Raw genomic sequence first — 20,689 nt, forward strand, 5'->3', positions numbered from 1 at the left:
GGCAGTCGAGCACGTCTTTCGGTATGGCCATCGGTTCCTCCAGTGGTTACGGGTTGTAACCGACGATGACCATTTACACAAAGTTTTTTACACCCTCATAGTGGTGTTCATGTCTCGAAGTATAACTATGAGTTTGATTTCTTGTCAGATCGATGGCAAATCTCTGGCGATGCCTCCTTGCTCTTCAAAAATCTTGAAACTGATGACCATGAGTTTGAACTGGGTTTTCGTGCGGCTTTGTCGCGATATGCAGAAGAGTCTTCTGCCCGACATACGCAAAATATGTTTTTCGCTACACAAAAATACTTAAAAAACACAGGGGCTAACTCTCTAACAGTAAAGGATATTTCTAAATTTCTGTCTCAGCTTCCTAAAGACGAAGAGTATAAACTGGGAGTCGTTAAGGGCTTTTGGCTGCAATGGTTCGACTGGGACCTGCCGGGGATCGACAAAGACGTCGCCGATTTCCTGGAAGAGTTAATCCTTTCCGGCAACACCAAAGGTGAGGCGGTCGCGAAGGGGTGCCCTTATAGCGGGCCTCTTACTGAGTTGGAACAGTCCGCCTTGCTTGACTGGGCCGTAAACGCTTTGCAGCGTGGTGCTATAAGATTGACCGAATACGCCTACTTTCTGTGCCTGATGCTCACTGGTCGCAGGGCTATCCAGATACAGTCCCTGAGAGCAGTTGACCTTCCCATGTCAGAAACTCCGAATGGAAACAACTTTACTCTGAACGTTCCTCGCGCAAAGCAAAGAGGCGGTAGCTTCAGGGGAGAATTTCGGACCATCCCTATTTCAGATGAGCTTCACATGACGCTCAAGTGTTTGGTTGTAGAGTCTAAGTCTCGAATTGAAAAACTCTTTTCCTGCAAACTCCCTCCTCAGCGGATAAAGCAACTCCCTATTTTTATCGAGTGGGGTCGGCTCGGCAATTTTAGTGACTTCAATGAGGTTGAAGCGTTGCTCAAGAATAAGCCAGATTATCTTCACGCGACCCAAAACACGGCGGGAGACCTTTTGAGAACATTTCTCAAATTGTGTGAAGCCAGGTCCGAAAGAACTGGCGACTTTATCACCCTGACTAGTCGACGCTTCAGGTACACCAAGGGTACCAACCTGGCCCGGCGAGGGATTAGTGGAACTGCTCTGGCATTGAGCCTTGACCACTCCGACACGCAAAACATTGACGTTTATACGGAGAACACATCCAAAAACGCAGAAGTCATCGAAAAAATCATGGCCCCCGTTCTGGCGCCCATGGCACAGGCATGCGTTGGGAAGCTGATCAACTCTGAGCGAGACGCATTGCGTGAAAAAGACCCGAACAGCAGGGTGTACGGTTCCCGCGATAACCCTGTAGGAAACTGTGGCTCGCATGGGTTTTGCGCTATCGGATATCGCGGGTGCTATACCTGTACGGACTTTCAGCCGTGGCGTGATGCACCCCACCATGAAGTCTTGGATGACCTGATTGCCGAGCGACAAGTGCAACAGGAGGAAGGCGTTTCCTTGCATGTGATCCAAGCGACTGACAGACTACTGCTCGCCGTCCAGTGGGTTATGCAACTGTGCGAGAAGGCCAAGGCAGAACAGTGCGAGGCGGTATAAATGGCTGAAATAATTACGTTTAGGCCTAAGTTCAAGACACCGGCAGACAATTTGGCCGAGTTGATTGCCCACTGCCGGGACAACATTGCACTCTATGAGGATCAAGGTGGCTTCGGGGTGGACGAATGGAAGACAACGCATAAGCGTCAACAGTCCATTCGGTTCAGCATTTATGACGGTGGTTTGACAGGCAAGCAGTTTACGCCCCTCCCAGACCCATATGCACTGATTGCGAAAAGCTATGTTCGCTACAAGCAACACCTTAATGAAAGCAGCGCAATCTCAGTGGTGATCGTTGGCTTACAGGCTGTTTGTGAGGCATTGATCGCAGTGCACAGAGACGCCGATATATTGAAAATCGATGGGCTTGTCCAAAGGAAGGTGGTGGAGATACTAGACACGCGCTATCCGGGATCAGACAGACTCGCCAAATACGGCGGCGGGCTTGTGACATTTTACGAGTTCCTCCGTGAAAAAGGAGTTGCCCCTGCACTGCCCATGTGGAAGAGGCCTGGGCACTGGAAGAGGGGCAAGTCAAAGGCAGAGAGAACAGACCCCGAGTCCCGAAAATGGCAGGAAAAACGGTGTCCAAGCATGCAAGAGATGCTGTGCTTGGCCGACTGCTTCTATCTGGCTGAAAAACCTCAAGACCTCTACTGGTCGAGTGTTTGCACCCTTCTGATGTTCGCGCCAGCACGGGGTAGCGAGCCTTTTGTTTTGACGCTTAACTGCATCGGGCAAGAAACGGATGGAAGTTACTATGTGAGCTGGCACAGCAGGAAGGGCTTTGGCGCGACCAAGAAATGGGTCCCCACCCCCATGGTTGAGCCTGTCAAAGAGGCCGTCAGAAGGCTTACTGAGATCAGCAAGCCAGCCAGAGACGCAGTCCAGTTTGCGTACCAGAATCCAGGAAAATTCATGCGGCACCCCGACTGTACTACACCTGCGGGCTTCCCCGAGGACAAGCCCTTGAACTTCGACCAGTTCTGCGCTGCCATGAACATGCCCAAGACTGCGAAGGGTAAAATTAACAGGGGCCTTAAGGAGACGACAGCCTGGAATCAACTGGCCATCGCTACCAAGTGGGTGAAGAAGATTTTAGATGGCGGCCCAATCACCTATCGGCGGCTGGCCGCCCTCACTCTCGAAAAGTACAAGGGCAATGACGGTCGCCTCAAAAAGGATTGGCCTAATTTGCCAGACACGGATCGTCCCATATGGGAGTCGCTGTTGCTGATTAGGGACAACGAGTTCCACGCTGATATTGCTACCAAACTGTTCAGTTGGGACTTGCCTGATGTAAACAGGCTGAACGACCAACTTGGGAAGCGGGTAGCACCGACATTGTTTGAACGATTTGGCCTTAAGGATGAAAATGGGGGGGAGATCTATATGTCCTCCCACCAGCCCCGTGTTTGGCTGTCGACACAGGCCGAACGAGGAGGTATGGATGACTGGCGGTTGGCACGCTGGGCGGGGCGTGTAAACCTTAAGGACAACCGGCACTACAACATGATGACCAGGGCTGAGTACATCGAAAAATCAAGAGCGGTGCTGGGCTTGGAAACTGCGCCGACAGCCCTAGAGGCAGCCAAGATGAAATTACCCGTGACATATGAATCTCTTGGCATAGATCGCATTGGGGTCGCCGTTCCCACCTTATGGGGGATGTGCGTCTTTAACTTTGCCGAGTCGCCTTGCCGGAAGGCTGGCGATTGCATGCTTTGCAAGGATCACGTCTGCATCAAGGGGTTGCCAAACACGTTGGAGCGTCTGAAGCTCCTTGAGAACCATGTTGCCACATCGCTTACTAAGGCCAAAGATGCCGCCGGGTCAGGCATTTTCGGAGCTGATCGCTGGGTGACGCATTTGGGATGGAAACTGGCCCACATAAGCACGCAGATAAAGCGACTGGAAGATCCGAACGTCCCCGATGGAGCCGTTCTATTGATACCGCCAGCACATGATCCAAGCCCTGTAAAGAGGGCCTTGGAGGCGCGGGGACATAACACCGACATGGACACTGACTCACCCGACAAAGTGGAACTCAGTGAACTCAGAAAGCTGATGGGGTTCTGATCTAAATGGGAGGCTAACATGCCGAAAGTTGTAATCACACTAGACAAAATACCCAAGGTCTTGAGTATCCTCGATAAATGGCGGGGGAAGCTGACCTGGGATCTTTACTGCCAAGAGGTAGCTAAAGTTTTAGGGTTGGAGAGCGTTGATCGCGGTACGCTGAATGCCTATGGAGATATAAAAGCAGCTTTCCAAAAGAAAAAGGAAAACTCTCGAAAAAGTTCCGAACACAATCACGCCAAAGACTCTACTATTGATGTACTTCTTAAAGAGATTGCCGAGAAAGAATCGAAAATAATCAGGATTGAAGACAAGTTAAACAAGTACAAAGAGCAGTTTGTACGATGGCAAAACAATTTCTATATGATGCCAGGAGTTGATTTGGATAAGCTTAACAAGGAAATCGATGCACCATTGCCAACGATTAAAAGGAAATAACCATGCCCAATAAACGAAGCAATGGTGCAGATGACGGCAAGGAGAACCTTAAAAAGGTCGAAGTGTGGATTTCTGAAAGAAATCAACATAGAGACTGGGACGATTATCAGGAAAAAGGCAAGATTCATCGTGGAAGAGTGGCCGAAGAACTTGGCTTTGGTCGCTCTGTTTGCAATCAAAACCCTGGCGTTAAAGAGCTTCTGCTGAAGTACGACAAGATTTGGTTTAACGCCGAACCTGTCACGAAAGACGCCCAGATAGCTGCGCAAGAAGCCAGCATAGAGCGCACCCGTAGCAAGTTGCAGACCGCAACGACTGACAACAATAAGCATTTTGTAAAGATCGCCGAACTTGAAGCAGAAGTCCGCAGGCTCGAAAAGAAGCTTGATAAGTATGTGGCGCTGCACGGTCTGATAATGACCGGAGGCCCCGGATGTCAAATATGAGTAGCATCAGTCATCTAAACCAAATAGTCCAGGTTGTGAAGCCCCGGCGCGATGGATATGCCACGGTGAAGATGGTTGATAGCAACGGGTCTATCATCAGTCGCGACAAGACACTGGTTGTAAAATTTCCTAGTCATTCCCTAGAGGCCGTTCGCCTGGGGTCTTTGTGGCAAGTCTCCGGTACTGAAAAGGTGTCTCAGTACAAAATAAACGGCTACGACGTGTCCGAGTACACCATTACAGCGGCTGAGGTGAAGTACCTGAAGCCCGCCGGCAGGGTCTTATCTCGCTGGATAAGCACCAACGTGAAGGGCGTTGGTAAGACTATCGCTGATAGGCTTGTGAGAAAGCAGGGGATGTTGGAGGCTATACGCAAAAGAGACAGGGAGGTCTTGCGGTCAATAAAAGGCATGTCCGACGACCGCATTGATAGCCTCTTTAAGATCTGGCCGGACGACCACCTGTACGAAGTGATTGAGTGGCTGGAAGAGCGGCACTTGCCCCTAGGGCTTGGGAACAAACTTATTGACGTTTTTGGCAGCGAAGCACTTGAGAAGGTCAAAAAGAACCCGTTCCTGCTGATGGCAATGGGCGCCCCTTTTGAAAAAGCAATGGAAGTTTCGAAGGCCTTAGGGCTAGACCTTGCTGACGAGGCTGTACTGGCCGGAGTTGCCCAGCATTTTACATCCATCCACTCCTTCGACACGGGCAGCACAATCATTGATGCTGAAACACTAATCGAGGGTTGCAAGCTAATAACAGGGCGCGAGGTTCCTGAGAACATAGGTGACATCGCTGTTTCTGCGGGCCTGCTCGCCAAGGTCGGCCTTGGTTATCAAGTCTATGGTACGGCGGTCCAAGAGGTCTCGGTTGCTTCTTTTCTGGTTGACTGCCTAACCCGCCCACCGGGACAGGGTGCTCTATTGGCCGTGTGGGAGAGGGATCTGACAGAGGCGGAGGTCAACAACGCCCTGTCAAAATATGAGAAGACCCTTGACTTCGCGTTAACAGACGAACAGAGACGAGCCATCAAGGGAGCTGTGATGTCGCCCCTGTGCGGCATATCTGGAGGGGCTGGTACTGGCAAGACAACCATTCTGAGAGGCGTTATTTCGGTCTATGAGGCACTGTCTCCCGCCATACATGTCCGGCAGGTGGCTTTGTCAGGTCGTGCGGCACAGAGGATGTCTGAGAGCACCAGAAAGCCTGCCCACTCTATCGCAAAGCTTATCTACGACCATATTGGCCAAGGCAAAAAGGAACTGCCCCCTCATCTCCTGTTGGTTATCGATGAAGCAAGCATGGTTGACCTGCTGTCGATGTACCAATTGGTTGGCATTCTTCCACCCGCTACAAGGATTCTGTTTGTTGGGGATACGGAACAGTTGCCGCCCGTTCGTGCTGGACTGATATTCCACGAACTCAAAGAATCGGGAATACCCTTTTTCAATCTATCTGAAGTAAAGCGACAGGGCGCAGAAAGTGGAATCCACCATTTCGCAATGTCTATAAGAAATGACTCTCCGGAACAGCCTGAGCAGATTGCGGAAACTGTAGATGAAAGCGCCGATTGCGTTATTGAAGAGGTCGCTACAGTCGAACGCCTTATAGAGCTGTGGGAGGAAATTCGCGATGAGGACTCCATTGTATTGTCGCCCGTCCGCAAGGGTGAGCTTGGGGTACTCAATATCAACAAGAAGCTACAGGCGCATGTTGGAGGAGATCGGCTGCCACTGTCTTACCTCGATGAGGTGCGCGGCTGGATACCCTGGTGCGGTGATGACGGAGAGTTTCTTCTTGAAGGCGACCGTGTCCTGATCACCAAGAACAACTATGACGAAGACGCTGACTTGAGGAATGGCGACCTCGGTGTCATCGAAGAAGTATACGACGAGCCTGACGATGATAATGTCGTTGGCAAGTTGCTGGTCAACGGCCAGAGCATCGGGATTACGCGTAAACTGCTTGAGAAGATAACACTCGGCTATGCTGTGACCATCCACAAGGCCCAAGGTTCGCAGTGGAATACTTGCATTGTGACAATACCAAAAGAAGGTTTGCCTATAACAGATAAGACACTTATCTATACTGCGGTCACAAGACCTACTAATAGGCTAATTATAATTGGTAATTTTAATTACATAAAGAGAGCAGTAGATAAAGGATCGGAAGCTCTTAAACGTAAAACATATATAAAAAAACGACTGGAACAATGTATTGCTCTTAAAAATAAAAATGAGACTGCTTAAAATTATACTATATTATTGTTATTATATAGATTTTTGTTATAGGGTTAGTTGCGCTTCAGCGTAATACCTACTTAAAAGAAAGGCTTGAGCAAATTATTCGTTCTGCAACCTCAAATAAAGCGGCCTAACAGAACTGATTATATTTATTTTTCACTGGATCGGTGGCAGTCCCAACTCTTTCAGAAAAGTATTGTGAGCCTCAGCCGCTTTTGTGGCACGTTTTTCAATCTCCTTTAATTCAGCGCTCACAGCCTGTAAATCAATCTCTTCCTCTGCCGTGGCGGTGCTGATATAACGCGAGATATTCAGGTTGTAGTCGTTCTTCTCGATTTCCTCCATCGAGACGCGACGGGCGTAGCGGGCTTCTTCGTTGCGATACTGATAGGTATCGACAATCTTGTCAATGTGCTCCGGCAGCAGGCGATTTTGCAGCTTACCTCTTTCGAAGTTCTCGCTGGCATTGATGAATAGAACGTCGTCCGGCTTTTTGCAGCGTTTCAGCACCAAAATACAGACTGGGATGCCGGTGGAGAAAAACAGGTTGGCGGGCAGGCCGATCACGGTGTCGATATGCCCGTCTTTTAGCAACTTGGTGCGGATGCGTTCCTCCACGCCGCCACGGAACAGTACGCCGTGGGGCAGAATGATCGCCATCACGCCGTTGTCGCTCAGGAAGTGAAAACCGTGCAAGAGAAAGGCGAAGTCTGCTGCGGATTTCGGCGCAAGTCCGTAGTTCTTGAAACGAAAATCCTCGCCCAGTGCTTCGTTCGGCTCCCAGCGATAGCTGAAGGGCGGATTGGCGACCACGGCGTCGAATTGCATCTTCTTGGCCGGGTTCATCTCGTTGAGGATATCCCAGTCGTTGAGCAGCGAATCGCCGTGGTTGATCGCGAATTCGGTATCCTTCACGCCGTGCAGTAGCATGTTCATGCGCGCCAGGTTGTAAGTGGTAATGTTCTTTTCCTGCCCGTAGATTTTTCCAATTGTGCCGCCCTCTTCATGAAGCTGCTTGCGCACATTCAACAGCAGCGAGCCGGAACCGCAAGCGAAGTCCAGAACCTGCCTCAGTTTTTTCTTTTTGCCAGTGGCCGGTTCCTGACTATCAAGCGTGACAATTTCGGAGAGAATGGTGGATATCTGTTGCGGGGTGTAGAACTCACCCGCCTTCTTGCCGGAACCGGCGGCGAATTCGCCGATCAGGTACTCATAGGCATCGCCCAGGATATCGGTGTCGGTACTGAATTTCGAAATGCCCTCGGCAATCTTCTGAATGATGGTGCAGAGTTTGGCATTGCGATCTGCCGGTTTCTTGCCCAGCTTTTCGGAGTGTAGGTTGATTTCGGAAAACAGCCCCTGAAACGTACTCTCGAATGATTTCTCTTCGATGTACTTGAAGCCCTTCCACAGGGTATCCAGCAGGTCGTCATGGTGCGTGCGCGCCATTTCGGCAACGCTGCTCCAAAGGTGCTGCGGCTCGATCACATAATGCACCTTGAGTCGCATCTGCTTTTCAAAATCTTCGATATCTTCGGCGTTCTCTTCGTACCAGATTGCAAGCGGTGAGCGCCGGTCTCCCACCTTGGGTGTGGGATAGTCTTTGCCTAACTCCTTCTTCGCCGCCATCTCGTAGTTGTCCGAGAGGTAACGCAAAAACAGGAACGACAACATATAGTCGCGAAAGTCATCGGCATTCATCGCGCCGCGCAACTGGTTGGCGATATCCCAGAGAGTTTTGCCGAGTTGGCTCATTTCTTCTTTAGTCATTTTTATAGACCCCAATTTATACCCTTATGGATGTAGCCCTGGTAAATCGAAAGAATAACGTTCCAGAAACCCATTTAAGATATTCCGAAATAGCTGCTTGTTGTCTTCCGTTAGCTCATTTGGCTCAAAAAGCGAATAACCACCATGACTCAAAAGATTTAAAGCACGGCTAAAGAGAACATCATCATCTACGCCATGAATACATCCAGAAAAATCACTAAACCCGAAAAACGAAGAAGTTTTCTCTAAGACACATCGCAGCACATTGAAGTGATTGGCATAGAGTCGGCCAGATTCACATGCTTTCTGTAATTCGCTGAGCATCGCCACATGGTGGAAAAAAGGAGTATCAGTTGTTGACTGAAGGCTATAGCCGCCATCACCGTTTTCATGAATAAAGTACAACTTATGAGGTTCCTTTTTTAGCTCATTACACATCACATTAAAGAACAGACTGTGGTGTGACGATATGATTGTCCTAATATTTCTTCCAGAGCTACGCCGAAGCAGTTTGGCCAAATCAGAGGAAACTGCTATGGCGTTGTTATCATCCAGTGAAGAAATCGGGTCGTCTATGTAGAAATACCTGACCCAGTCATAGATATTTGTGTCGTCGTCCAACGCCACTTCACAAATAGCGAGATAAATACACCAAATGAATATATTCTCCTCGCCACGCGAAATCTTAATATTATTCTCAATTACCGTTTCCGGTTCGTCCGATTCTGGTCTAAATCTTGGATTTTTCACCTCCTTACTGAAAACAATATGCCAATTATCATAATCGATCATAAAATTAAACTTTGCATAACGCCCAAGATAGGTAAAAATCCTTTCCTCAAGCGCAAGTGTTTTGAATCCATCAAAAAATCGAGAGGCATAATTAATTTTTAAGAATCTTTCTGCATCATTTTCCAAGTCATTGTTCCAACTGAACAAATCTTCTGTGTAGGCGTTGAAGTACAAGGTATCTCGATCAATACCTTTCTTCCGCTTGCCTACATCTTTGAATTCCATTGATAGGCGAGTTTTGCCCGTACCGTTAAATGCGTAAAGCAAAACAAAATGAACGCCACCATTATCATGTTCACGCAGGTCATCTCTTAGTCGAGTGACTACCTTACGCAGGTTTTTATATTTATAGATTCTTGGTTTGCTGCTCATACGTTTACTTCATCCATAACCGGGAAGAGCTGCTGCAACAGGCCTTTTTTATGCAACTTGAGGGTAGCAATTTTTTGGGTTTGGTTGGTAATCAGCTCGTCGATGGAGGTAAGGCAAGCGGCAATTTTTTGTTGCTCTTCTTTTTTCGGAATAGGTATTTTTCCGTTCAATACATCTGAATTATTTACCTTCATATCGTTCTTTGCACCTTTATTGACAATCGGCTGCAAATAACTATTCACATGAAAATCTCTTGAGAAATACTGGCCTAAATATTCTGGATGCGCTATATCCGTGACGCGATAAACAGCGTATAGGGTCGAAACAATACCTGTTTTTCCTCTGTTTTCCTTGATGATTCCGAATGGATTATTTTTTAATGGGCTTTTTGTATATACGATGTCTCCTGTCTCAACGACATGATAGTCCTTGACACTGACCCCGGCATACGAACGACCCTTAAATTCTATTTGGTTTACACACCCGTATTCACCGGACACGGAAAGCACATTTTGTGGTCCATATTTTAAATCTCTGTTTCTATGCTTCGTCTCAAAAAGTAATTCACTCAATAATTTTTTTCCCCAATCTCCGGCCTCCTGAAACTCAGGAAAACGAAGTTTTGGCACAGTTTTGCCTTCGGCTGGGAAAAGTTGCTGAATCAGGCCTTTTTTATAGGCCTTGAGTGATTCGACATTATTGACCTGGTTGACAATCAACTCGTCGATGGAGGTGAAGCAATCTGTTATTTTTTGTTGTTCTTCTGGTTCGGTCACAGGTACGGGCATAGACATGAAAACATCATTGGATATGCTCATGCGGTCATGTCTTGCACCGCTATTTGAAACTACTTGCAAGTAATGATGCCACCTGGTTGACTTGAAGTATTGTTCGTAAAAATCGTTAATTTTGTTGTTGAATCTAAAGACGGTATAAAGAGGCGACATTACCCCTTTTGCAATTTTATTCTTCGAGATTGGGCCAACAGACGCAATGATTGATACTCGCGGGTTGTAAACGTAGTCTCCTTCTTCAACAATATAGTAGCCTCCAAGGTTGCTTTGGTTGGCTATATCCTTATCGAAGTAATCTCGCTGATCAACAACGCCGTATTGTGCTGAGTTAGTCAGGACACGAGTCTCACCGCTATCTAAATTTCTCTGAGTGGTACGTTTTGCCAGATGTTTTAGCTTGCTTATCTGCCAGTCCCCTTTATCACGAAACTCAGAAAAACGTCGCTCCGGCACCAAGCCCTTTTTCTTACTCATACGCATTCACCCCCGATATCTCGCGCCCACCCGCGAGCTTTTTTAGATAGGGCACTAGGTCTGCCATCAAGACCAGTTCGGCTTCTCGCCGCGCTTTCCAACCGAGCTCTAGAGGTGCAAGCAGGTCGGTGAGCTGTTCGCCGTCAAAGATCATGCGGCCCATGATGGTATCGACGAAGGCTTGTAGCGCCGTAGTTTGCAAGCCGTGCTTGTTGGCGATGTTGGCCAGGTCGGCGGCGGCCTTTTGCGCTTTGAAGACATGGAAACCTTCATATATTTCTTTTGTACTCAAGACTTCGCCTGTTGTCAGACTTTTGATGTAGTCGACGATATCTTCTCGTTCACTCTCAAGATTTGAATAACTCCTAATCATTTCAATAATTTGTGCGCGTGTCATCTTCTGCTTGCCGGTTTTCTGGGTAGATTTGGCAATCAGCCCCATGATGTAGTCATAGTCGATGAGGCTGGAGGCGAATAGCACCAGGTCGAATTCCAGTTGTTGTAGTTCTAGCTCTAGCCCCTCCTCATCGCCTTTACCTTGCTTGCGCTTGAGTTCAAGCGCGGTGTCGAGATAGACGGCCCTGAAGCTGCGCAGGGTGTCGGTGGGCAGCTTCTGTTCGATGGTTTTTTTGCTCTGGTCGTCGAGGTCGGTGTATTGCTCCAGTTGGGTCTTGAGCTTCTGCACCTCTTTAAAGTGGTTGATGAATTCCGCCTTGGCGATGTCTCCCTTGAGGTTGAACACTTGCGAAGGCGCACAGGGCAGCCCTTTGGCGGCCATAAAGGTTTCCAACTTGTCCACTGCTGCTTGGTACTGTTCCACCACCTTGGGGGCGGGGTCGACCAGCCAGATTTCCCGCGCCCGGTCGATGTCCGCACCGGAAAAGAGTTTGATTGCGTCGTCTACTTCGCTCTCCTGATAGCGGAAGTCAAGGATGTTGCCCCAGGGCTTGCTGTCGTTGAGCACCCGATTGGTGCGCGACAAGGCCTGGATCAGGCCGTGGTGTTTGAGGATTTTATCCACGTACAGGGTGTTGAGATATTTGGAATCGAAGCCGGTAAGCAGCATGTCCACCACGATGGTGATATCAATCTTGTTTTTGCGCGAGTAGTCGGCGTTACAATATTTGTGGTCCTTGATGCGCTGCTGCACGTCCTGATAGTAGAGGTCGAATTCATTGATGGAGTGATTGGTACCATATTGCCGGTTGTAGTCGTCAATAATGGTTTTGAGCGCGGCCTTTTTTTTCTCCGGATCTTGCTTGTTGTCTTCCTTTTCCTGTGCCAGGTCTTCCTGTAGTTGCTGCACATCCTTGTTGCCTTCTGCCGGTGGAGAGAAGACGCAGGCGATGTGAAGTGGGTCGAAGGTTTCATCTTCGGCCTGTTTTTTTGCCTGCATGGTTTTGAATCGCTCGTAATATTCCATGGCGTTGTTAATGGAAGCAGTGGCCAGTATTGCGTTGAAGCGGCGATGGTCTGTGGCGCTGTCGTGCTTTTGCAGTATGGCGTTGATGACAGCATCCGCCGGCGGCGTTTGCCCTTTCTTTGGCTTTTTATCCCCCTCTTTGCCGAAATAATCGATGTGGAAACTCAGCACGTTTTTGTCATCGATAGCGTGGGTGATGGTGTAGGCGTGTAGCTCCTTTTCGAAGATGTCTTTGGTGGTTTTGAAGGAGCCGACATTGCCATCGATCTGCTGATAGGTGGCGTTTTCGTCAAAGATAGGCGTGCCGGTAAAACCGAACAGTTGCGCCTTGGGAAAGAACTTTTTGATGGCCTTGTGGTTCTCGCCAAACTGGGAGCGGTGGCATTCATCGAAGATAAAGACGACGCGCTTGTCGCACAGGGGTTCGAGGCGTTCCTTGTAGGTCTGTTTGCCCTCTTTTTGTTTTGCCTTGTTGCGCTTGCTGTTTTCGTCCAGCGCCAGGCCCAGCTTCTGGATGGTGGTGACAATCACCTTGTCGGCGTAGTCGTCCGACAACATACGGCGCACCATGGCTTCGGTGTTGGTGTTTTGCTCGACACAGCCCTCCTGAAATTTGTTGAATTCCTCGCGAGTCTGGCGATCAAGGTCTTTGCGGTCCACCACGAATAGGCATTTTTCGATGTCGGGGTTGTCCTTCAGTAAGGTGGAGGCCTTGAACGAGGTGAGCGTCTTACCGCTGCCGGTGGTGTGCCAGATATAGCCGTTGCCGCGATTCTGGTGGATACATTCAACAATAGCCTTGACCGCATAGATTTGGTAAGGCCGCATAATAAGAATTTTTTGCTCGCTCTGCACCAAAACCATGTAGCGGCCGATCAAGCGGCCTAGGCGGCACTTTTCGAGGAAGTCGTCAGCAAAGTCGTGCAGGTTTGCAATTTTGTTGTTTTTTTCGTCGGCGTGCTGGTAGATGGGCAAAAAGCGCTCTTCAGCGTTAAAGCTGAAGTGCTGGTTACAGTTGTTTGCAAAGTAGCGGGTATCGCTTTCGTTGCTGACGATGAACAACTGCATAAAACAGAGCAGAGAGTTAGTGTAGCCGTTGCCGGGATCACTTTTGTAGTCGACGATCTGTTCCATGGCGCGGCGAGGGCTGATTTGCAGGGTTTTCAGCTCGATTTGCACCATCGGTAAGCCGTTGATCAGGAGGATGACATCATAGCGGTGGTGGCTGTTGTCGGTATTGATGCGGAGTTGGTTGATGACCTCGAACTCGTTCTTGCACCAATCACGGAGATTGACCAGCATGTATTCCAGCGGGGTACCGTCTTCGCGGGTGAATTTGCCCTTCTCGCGCAATGCCTGTGCGGCGGTGAAGACATCGGCGGTAATGATCTCGTCGCGCAGGCGGGCGAATTCGGCGTCTGTGAGGTGGACGCGATTTAAGGCTTCAAACTTCTGACGGAAGTTTTTCTCAAGCGTAGCCTTGTCGCGGATGTCGTCGCGGTAGGTGTATTTGAGATCGGTTAGCTTGGCGATCAGGCTTTGTTCTATCTGGTTTTCTTTTTGCGTCATCTTGCCAACTCGATTCACACAATATTTAGATTATTGTGACCCACCAACCATCGCAACGGGAGTCATCTGGTCACATAGAGTTACTGCGGGGTGATTGCTGCACAACTTCAAGAAGAAGCTGACGACAATCAACCAACTGAATTTAAACACCTTTCACTAAAAATAAAACCCGCTTGGCAGCACGAAGCCGACGGCAGAGGGAAGATCTTCCCTGGTTTTTAAATTTCGGACTTGGCAATCATCCTTCTCTCCTGTAAATCCATTAAAATTAGATTGATCAATGTAGACCTGACGTGAACAACGGTCAAGTTTTTTGCCCGTCCGGTAAATCGTCTTGGATTTAGTTCAGGGGTTGTAATGGCTCTGCTGACCCCGTTCTCAGATTCCCTGATAAATCAGAAACCCCCGATCCACTGACCGAGGGTTTTGAGTGTCTGATTGATGGTAAGTTTTGGGATAACCCTGCCGCTGTCAGGTTTTCAGGGTTTACTTTTCCCCTTGCCGGAATCCATTTTTGGCACCTCATCCCGATCAATGGTCAGAGCTTTCACCACACTCATTCTCCCTGTCTCCAAACGAGGAGAATCAGGAGACCTAAGAAAATTACCAATGATTGACCCTAGAGAGTCCTTTTTGCGAGACATAGTTAACCTCCAAGTTGTTTTTCAGTACGATAATATTGGTAGTTTGACCTTTAAAAGATATTCTCACGAAAAACGGCTAAAGTAAAATTATTTTTATATAACGGGTATTTAGTTAACATTTCTGCTAGATTTTATTGGTCTTATTTCTGAGCAATAAAAAATTTCAATTATTTTATTGCAACAAACTGTCGTCTTTGATATATTTATATATATACCTTCCACGTTATTCCTGACGACATTCTCGACCTTCCCCGAGCAAATCCAATCAATCTCCAATTGATCTGCGACATATTTATATGCGCCTATGTATCCTTGACTTCGCTGTTAAAGTGCAGTCGCAAACTATTCTTAGTCTAGCAAAAGGAGGTGTGTCTATGCTATATGTCGACATGTTTATCACGTAGGACTGCGCTCAGTCGCTGAAACGGACTGTCGTCGGGTTACCAGAACCCAAAATTGTGGTTATACTTTTGTTGATTTAAGGCCATTCGAGTTACGTTAAACTCTCAAAAAAACCTTTATATCAACAAAAATTACAGAAATGTTGAAAATGATTCATGGCCATTCTAAAAAAACCGTTTATTCAAAAGAGGTTACACGCTCACTCACTCACTCCATGAGTGAGAAAGGTGAATATAACCATTTTAATTCGGGGGAAGTGTTTGTTGCTGTTGCTGAGACGGGTTCTTGAAAATTCGAGGGAAAACGTGGTTGAAGACCGGAAGAAAAGATTAATAGAATTGTTGCGCGATCCCGACCCGGAAATTCGGAAGGCGGCTGCAGAGTCCCTGAATATTGTGGAATCGTTCTCTTCCCTCGATAGAATTTTAGAGATTTTACGGGGGGGAGAGCGAGGCGCCAAGGTCAACGCCATTTTTGCCCTTGAACGGATCGACTCCGACAAAGTTTTTCCTCCCCTGCTGCAGCTCTTGCAGCAGGCCGATGCAGATTTACGTGCGACCGCCATTCAAGTGCTGGGGACAAAAAAGAATCCCCAAACTTTGGGGGCGCTCGTCAAACATCTTAAAGATCCTCATCCCGCTGTTCGCGTTCATGCTGCGACCGCCGTCGGCCACTTCTCTGATAAACGACTTATCCCCTACCTGGCAGCACTCATCAACGAAAAAGATGACACGTTAGCGGCTGCGGCGATAAAATCCCTCGGGCAAATCGGCACAGTCGAATGTGAACCACGCATCCTCGCCGCTATGCTAGATCCCCGGCCAGCGGTACGCCTTGCGGCGGCCCGGGCAATCTCCGTTATCGCTATTTAGCCTTCCTGATCCGTCGCCCTAAAAATATTCGGTGACATCCACGCCCTTGGTCAAAGGATCAACTTCGCCAATAATCCTTGCTGTCTCGGTATTAACCAGTTCGATCAACGGCAGAGTGGTGAGTCTGGTGCCGCTGCTGTCAAAAAGAATCTTGAGCTTTACTGCTTCTCGTCCCTGTACCTCAACTTTGACGACAAGGCCGATTTCATTGGAATCAAGACGGACCAGAGTCCCGACTGGATAGGTGCCGAGGGAGGTAATGAATTTTTCGACAAAGTCGGGATGTAGCGCTGTGCCCGACAACTTCCGCAACTGTTCCGTTGCATTCCTGGGTGTCCTGGGGCGCTGATAAGAGCGCAGAGTCGTCAAGGCATCATAGGTGTCGGCAATCGCCGTCATATCGATCATCGGACTCATGGTCTGACCCAGTGCCGAGGCCGGGTAGCCGCTGCGATCAAAGCGCAGGTGATGTCCAAGAACAATGTCTACCACTTCCGCTGTGATCCCCTCCATCTCCACAACCAAGGCCGCGCCGTCGCCAGGATGTTTTTTGATCTCGACAAACTCTTCAAGGGTTAAACGGCCAGGCTTGGTGATAATATCTACATCGACTTTGAGTTTGCCAAGATCGTGCAGCAGGGCACCGAGGCCAAGCGTCCGCAACTGCTCTTCATTCAGGCCGCAGGCGCGGCCAACCGCCAGCGAGATGACGGAGACATTGACTGAGTGCGTAAAGGTGTAGTTGTCATAATCTTTAAGCATTGACAGCGCAAAGAGCGTGTCGGGTTCGGAGATCATCAATTTGACCATATCCCCCATGACACTGACTGCTTCAGTCGATGAAGGAATTTTTCCGAGGCGGACATCATGAAAAATATTATCCACCACTTTCAGCGCCCGTCCATAGACGGCCCGGGGCGCTTGATTTTCTTGTTCCGATTCCTGCACTAAAGGATGAATATGCGGGAAGTGTCTTGCCGAGAAAATGCTTTCCACGGACTGAGCGTTTATTGTCGGCGTCGTTAACAAAGTCAGCAGTCTGGAAAATTCATCTTCGTTTACACCTGACTCGAACTGCAATCCTGTTAACCCCGCGCGCTGCAAGAGCTTGACGAGGTCGTCTGCCGCAGGCATATCGGCTGAGAGCAGCAGGTCGTCGACGACCAGCGCCCCATCATGCAGCCCGATGCGGAGTGAAGAATGTTTTTGATGGCAGACCTGCAGGACCCCAAGAAAAGTCCGCATTTGACGGGCAAGCGCAGGATGCTGCAGCGGATAAAGTTTCAAACCCTTCAGGCTGCTGACAAAGGCTTGAACCAGCTGCCGGGCAATCTCCTCAGTCATTCGGCGATCCTTTCCTCGCTTGCTTTAATGCACTGATAGCGGCTTTCTGCACGATGGGATTAGACGCTTCCCCCATTGTTTCGAGAAAGCTGATCGCTTCAAAGCCGCCGATCTCTCCTATTGTTAACAGGGCAGCAGCCCGCAGTACGTTATTGCGGCTGCGATAAAAGAGGCAGCGATGATTGACAATCGACATTAATTCCGGGAGGGCCTCAGCCGAGCCGATCTCACCAAGAGCTCTGATAGCATCAATTTTTTCCTCAAGCCGGAGAAAGCGCCAGTCCTTGACCTGGAGGAATTGGATAAGAAGCGGTATGGTCGCGGCCGGATTTTTTATTGCCCCGAGACAAAGCATCGCCTGACGGCGCAAGTCGCTATCCTCCCCCTGCAAAATTTTTGCAATGATGGCAATGACACTATTGCCGCCGATACGCGTTAGCGCCCGCAGTGCTTCGCGCCGTACCCGCAGATCACGATGGTGCAAAAGATCGCGTAGTGGCTCAATCGCCGCCGCCGCGCGTATCTCGCCAAGGATCTGTGCGGCATTGCGCAGCACCACCCACCGATCGTCGTTTAATGTCGCGAAAATCGCCGCAAGAGCAGCCTCTCCCTGAGAAATTAAGGCTTCAGAGAGGACCTTTCTGATTGACTGGTCCTCCTCGGCAGCAAGACGGTTCAGTAAAAGCTTTGCGAGGGGGTCGCCAAAGGAGCGGGTGATCTTGTCCCAGACAATGCGATGATCATCAAATCGCCTCCGGGCACAAAGGAGATTGATATAGAAACTCAGCAGTGTTGACGTAGAGAGTTGCGTCATGGCCTGCCGGGCAGCTTTGCGCTTTTCCTCTTTTTGGGCAACGTCTTCAGTGCAATACGTCAGAAAAGAGAGGGCTTGTAAAATCAGATGGGCGGACTTCTCCGTTAAATTCCCTTGAACCACTGGAATCAAACGGTGTAAAAGTCTGGAAAATTCCTGTTCGTCAGAGGCCATCTCGACAGCTTTGAGAAGATCTTCAAAGGGGAGTTCTCCGGCAGAAGAATCGGCCTCCTCTACAGCCAGGGTCGATGTGCTCTCTATGGGGGCGGGTTCACCAAGGGTTGCGAGGAACTTTTCATCGGTCAGATCGGTAGCACCGTAAAGAGTCAGCTTTTCAGCTTCAATTTTATTTTTTAACTCAAAAATGCCCTTAATGTCGACGGTATTGGTCCAGATAGTCGTCACTTGTGCTTGCTGTAACAGGGATTGGATCCCCCCTTTCTTCTGGATAACATCTGCATCGAGAAGTAAAATTTTTGCTGTTTCCCAGAGATCTCGACACGAGAGATCCTGGAGAATCATTAATTGCTGAATTCTCCGGGCAAAGAGATTCGCCGCCAATTTTTGCAAGATTGCATGGTTGCTGCCGACAGGCTCTTCTCCGTAAAAAAACCCGGATCGCCGTATGATGACCGCCACACTTTCACGGCCTTCAAACAAAGGCAAAAAAACGGACTTGGCATCGCTGGTAACGTCTTTAAGGGCAGGATGGCCCGTCGGGTAAAACTTGATAGAGACAAGGAGTTTGGCCAAGGACTTGAGTGCCGTCTCCAATTGGGCGGCCACCAAATTCTCAGTTGCAGTGGAACTCTTTGTGTTTTGCGTTCTTTCGCCCATTCGTTTACACTTCTATAATGATTAAGTAATTCAGGATAGTCGCAGGATAATCTGCTATAAGCAGAGGATAAATTACATGGTTAAAAAATGCTTTAATCATAGCACAGTTCCCTCCCGGAGAAAACTACCAGAAACGGTCAGTCCCATTGTCCTCGGGGTCACTGGTGGAATTGCCTGCGGAAAGAGTCTGGTTTGCCAATTCTTCAAAGAACTGGGGGCGGCCGTTCTGAGTGCAGATGAATTGGCCCGTGAAGCAGTCAGGCCGGGCGAGAAGGCTTATAATGAAATCGTCGCGTACTTTGGAAAAGAAATATTGACGACGGAAGGGAGCATTGACCGCGCCCGTCTGGCTGAAAAGGTTTTCCGCGTACCTGCAGCGCGTCATGAGCTTAACCAGGTCACTCATCCGGCAATTGGTCGCCTTGCTGAGCAACGTATCAGCGAACTGCGAAAGGACCCGGCCGTCCCCCTTATTATCTATGAGGCGCCTTTACTCTTTGAGGCCAAAGCAGAAGGGCGTGTCGATCTGGTTTTGGTCGTAGCTGCCAGTCCTGAGCAACAGCTTGAACGACTGATACGCCGGGAAAACTTATCACGAGAAGAAGCTTACCGGCGAATTTCTGCACAGATGCCACTTGCCGAAAAAGTTGCCCGCGCTGATATTCTTATCGAAAATAACGGATCCCCTGCAGAGGTGCAAAAACTGATTGGCGATATCTTTGTAAAACTGACGACACCCAATAAAAAAAATCCCCCGATTCCGGAGGATGTTTAGTGTGTTAGCCGTTTTTCTATTTATTGTAACCGAGCCGGGTCGAGAGATCTTCAGCCGCCTGTCTGGCCAAAGGGATCAACTCTTTTTCGATGCGTTCATCGGAAAAACGCATTGTCGGGCCTGAGATGCTGATCGCCCCGACAATCCTCCGCGTATAATCTCGAATCGGGCAGGCAATACAACGCACACCGTTATCGAGTTCTTCATTGTCGATGGCATAGCCTTGTTCAAAAACCTTAAGTAATTCCTCACGTAATGCCGTCTTTGTTGCAAGGGTCGTCGGCGTATAGACTTTAAGATCATGCGCCGGATAAAGATGGTCAACATCTTCATCGGACATATAAGCAAGGTGCACCTTGCCGGTGGCGGTACAGTAACCGGGGAGTCTTGATCCCACCCGGGAGACAACGCGAACTGTCAGGTTCGTCTCGACAACGTCAAGATAGACAACATAGCCTTCTTTGAAGATGGCAACATAGGACGTCTCGTTACACTCTTGGACAATGCGATCAAGGATGGGGCGCGCCTGCCTTAAAAGTCCCATCTGTTTGACAAAAGTTTGACCAAGTTCCAGAGATTTCAAGCCCAAGCGGTAATTTTCAGTCGCTCGATTCTGCTCTATATAGCCGCGCGACTCCAGTGTTGCCAGCAGTCGAAAGACGTTATTCTTGTGGAGTTTCAGCCGTTTGCTCAGCTCTGTGACGCCGAGTTCGTCGGTCTCGCCATGAAACTGCTCCAGCAAATCAAGCGCATGCGAAACGGCTTGAATGATATATTCTGACTTATCTTTTTTTGCCATGGTCTTTCCCTCTTGGACTTCGCTTGAAATCATAAATAATCTACAAAGAGTTGACGTCTTGTCAAGAAATACTTCTTGATTCTTTTAGTGTTATTTTAGAATGCCGTTTGGATATTGTCAAGGCAGCATCTTAAGTTCTTTTATGATTGCGGATTGTTTCTTCATCGGGCTTATGCTATGAAAACGCCCCACTC

14 protein-coding genes are annotated in these 20,689 nt (G+C 48.8%); 7 read left to right on the forward strand and 7 right to left on the reverse strand.

What is annotated here, in order from left to right:
* The first annotated feature begins 282 nt into the window (after positions 1 to 282).
* Genes CVU69_04935 through CVU69_04955 form a run of 5 tightly spaced genes read left to right on the forward strand, consistent with a single transcriptional unit; the run spans position 283 to position 6,820 of the window.
* Entirely contained in the window at positions 283 to 1,608 is a 1,326-nt protein-coding gene (locus CVU69_04935; GenBank protein PKN12710.1) for a hypothetical protein, read from the forward strand.
* A complete protein-coding gene (locus CVU69_04940; protein ID PKN12711.1) occupies positions 1,609 to 3,687 on the forward strand; it encodes a hypothetical protein in 2,079 nt (692 codons plus the stop codon).
* A gap of 18 nt (positions 3,688 to 3,705) precedes the next feature.
* Entirely contained in the window at positions 3,706 to 4,125 is a 420-nt protein-coding gene (locus CVU69_04945; GenBank protein ID PKN12712.1) for a hypothetical protein, read from the forward strand.
* Between the two features lie 2 nt (positions 4,126 to 4,127).
* Positions 4,128 to 4,571, forward strand: coding sequence for a hypothetical protein (locus CVU69_04950; GenBank protein ID PKN12713.1), 444 nt, complete (start codon positions 4,128 to 4,130; stop codon positions 4,569 to 4,571).
* Positions 4,568 to 6,820 (forward strand): AAA family ATPase, encoded by a 2,253-nt coding sequence (locus CVU69_04955; protein ID PKN12714.1) that lies wholly within the window; start codon positions 4,568 to 4,570, stop codon positions 6,818 to 6,820. Before CVU69_04950 ends, CVU69_04955 begins: the two co-directional genes overlap by 4 nt.
* Before the next feature lie 150 nt (positions 6,821 to 6,970).
* Here the strand turns inward: CVU69_04955 and CVU69_04960 are convergent, their stop codons facing one another.
* The 4 genes from CVU69_04960 to CVU69_04975 are packed head-to-tail and all read right to left on the reverse strand — an operon-like array spanning position 6,971 to position 14,008.
* Positions 6,971 to 8,584, reverse strand: a complete 1,614-nt coding sequence (locus CVU69_04960; protein ID PKN12715.1) for a type I restriction-modification system subunit M — start codon at positions 8,582 to 8,584, stop codon at positions 6,971 to 6,973.
* Between the two features lie 24 nt (positions 8,585 to 8,608).
* A complete protein-coding gene (locus tag CVU69_04965; GenBank protein PKN12716.1) occupies positions 8,609 to 9,748 on the reverse strand; it encodes an anticodon nuclease in 1,140 nt (379 codons plus the stop codon).
* Positions 9,745 to 11,022, reverse strand: a complete 1,278-nt coding sequence (locus CVU69_04970) for a restriction endonuclease subunit S (GenBank protein ID PKN12717.1) — start codon at positions 11,020 to 11,022, stop codon at positions 9,745 to 9,747. Before CVU69_04970 ends, CVU69_04965 begins: the two co-directional genes overlap by 4 nt.
* A complete protein-coding gene (locus CVU69_04975; protein PKN12718.1) occupies positions 11,009 to 14,008 on the reverse strand; it encodes a DEAD/DEAH box helicase in 3,000 nt (999 codons plus the stop codon). The genes CVU69_04970 and CVU69_04975 overlap by 14 nt, the downstream gene beginning before the upstream one ends.
* Positions 14,009 to 15,272: 1,264 nt before the next feature.
* On the opposite strand from CVU69_04975, the gene CVU69_04980 reads away from it, so the two are divergent.
* Positions 15,273 to 15,926, forward strand: a complete 654-nt coding sequence (locus CVU69_04980) for a hypothetical protein (protein PKN12719.1) — start codon at positions 15,273 to 15,275, stop codon at positions 15,924 to 15,926.
* A gap of 18 nt (positions 15,927 to 15,944) precedes the next feature.
* Here CVU69_04980 and CVU69_04985 read toward each other — a convergent pair whose 3' ends face one another.
* Both CVU69_04985 and CVU69_04990 read right to left on the reverse strand, forming a co-directional pair.
* The gene (locus CVU69_04985) at positions 15,945 to 17,270 is read right to left on the reverse strand and encodes a hypothetical protein (GenBank protein PKN12720.1); all 1,326 of its coding nucleotides are present in this window, start codon (positions 17,268 to 17,270) and stop codon (positions 15,945 to 15,947) included.
* The gene (locus CVU69_04990; GenBank protein ID PKN12721.1) at positions 17,263 to 18,921 is read right to left on the reverse strand and encodes a hypothetical protein; all 1,659 of its coding nucleotides are present in this window, start codon (positions 18,919 to 18,921) and stop codon (positions 17,263 to 17,265) included. The genes CVU69_04985 and CVU69_04990 overlap by 8 nt, the downstream gene beginning before the upstream one ends.
* A gap of 76 nt (positions 18,922 to 18,997) precedes the next feature.
* Here CVU69_04990 and CVU69_04995 point away from each other — a divergent pair, with 76 nt between their 5' ends.
* Positions 18,998 to 19,696, forward strand: a complete 699-nt coding sequence (locus tag CVU69_04995; GenBank protein PKN12722.1) for a dephospho-CoA kinase — start codon at positions 18,998 to 19,000, stop codon at positions 19,694 to 19,696.
* 16 nt (positions 19,697 to 19,712) lie between these two features.
* On the opposite strand, the gene CVU69_05000 is transcribed toward CVU69_04995, so the two are convergent.
* Complete coding sequence (locus CVU69_05000) at positions 19,713 to 20,495, reverse strand: IclR family transcriptional regulator (GenBank protein ID PKN12723.1); 783 nt, start codon at positions 20,493 to 20,495, stop codon at positions 19,713 to 19,715.
* Positions 20,496 to 20,689 lie beyond the last annotated feature (194 nt).

Source organism: Deltaproteobacteria bacterium HGW-Deltaproteobacteria-4 (genome assembly GCA_002841765.1).
Lineage (GTDB): Bacteria > Desulfobacterota > Desulfuromonadia > Desulfuromonadales > UBA2197 > UBA2197.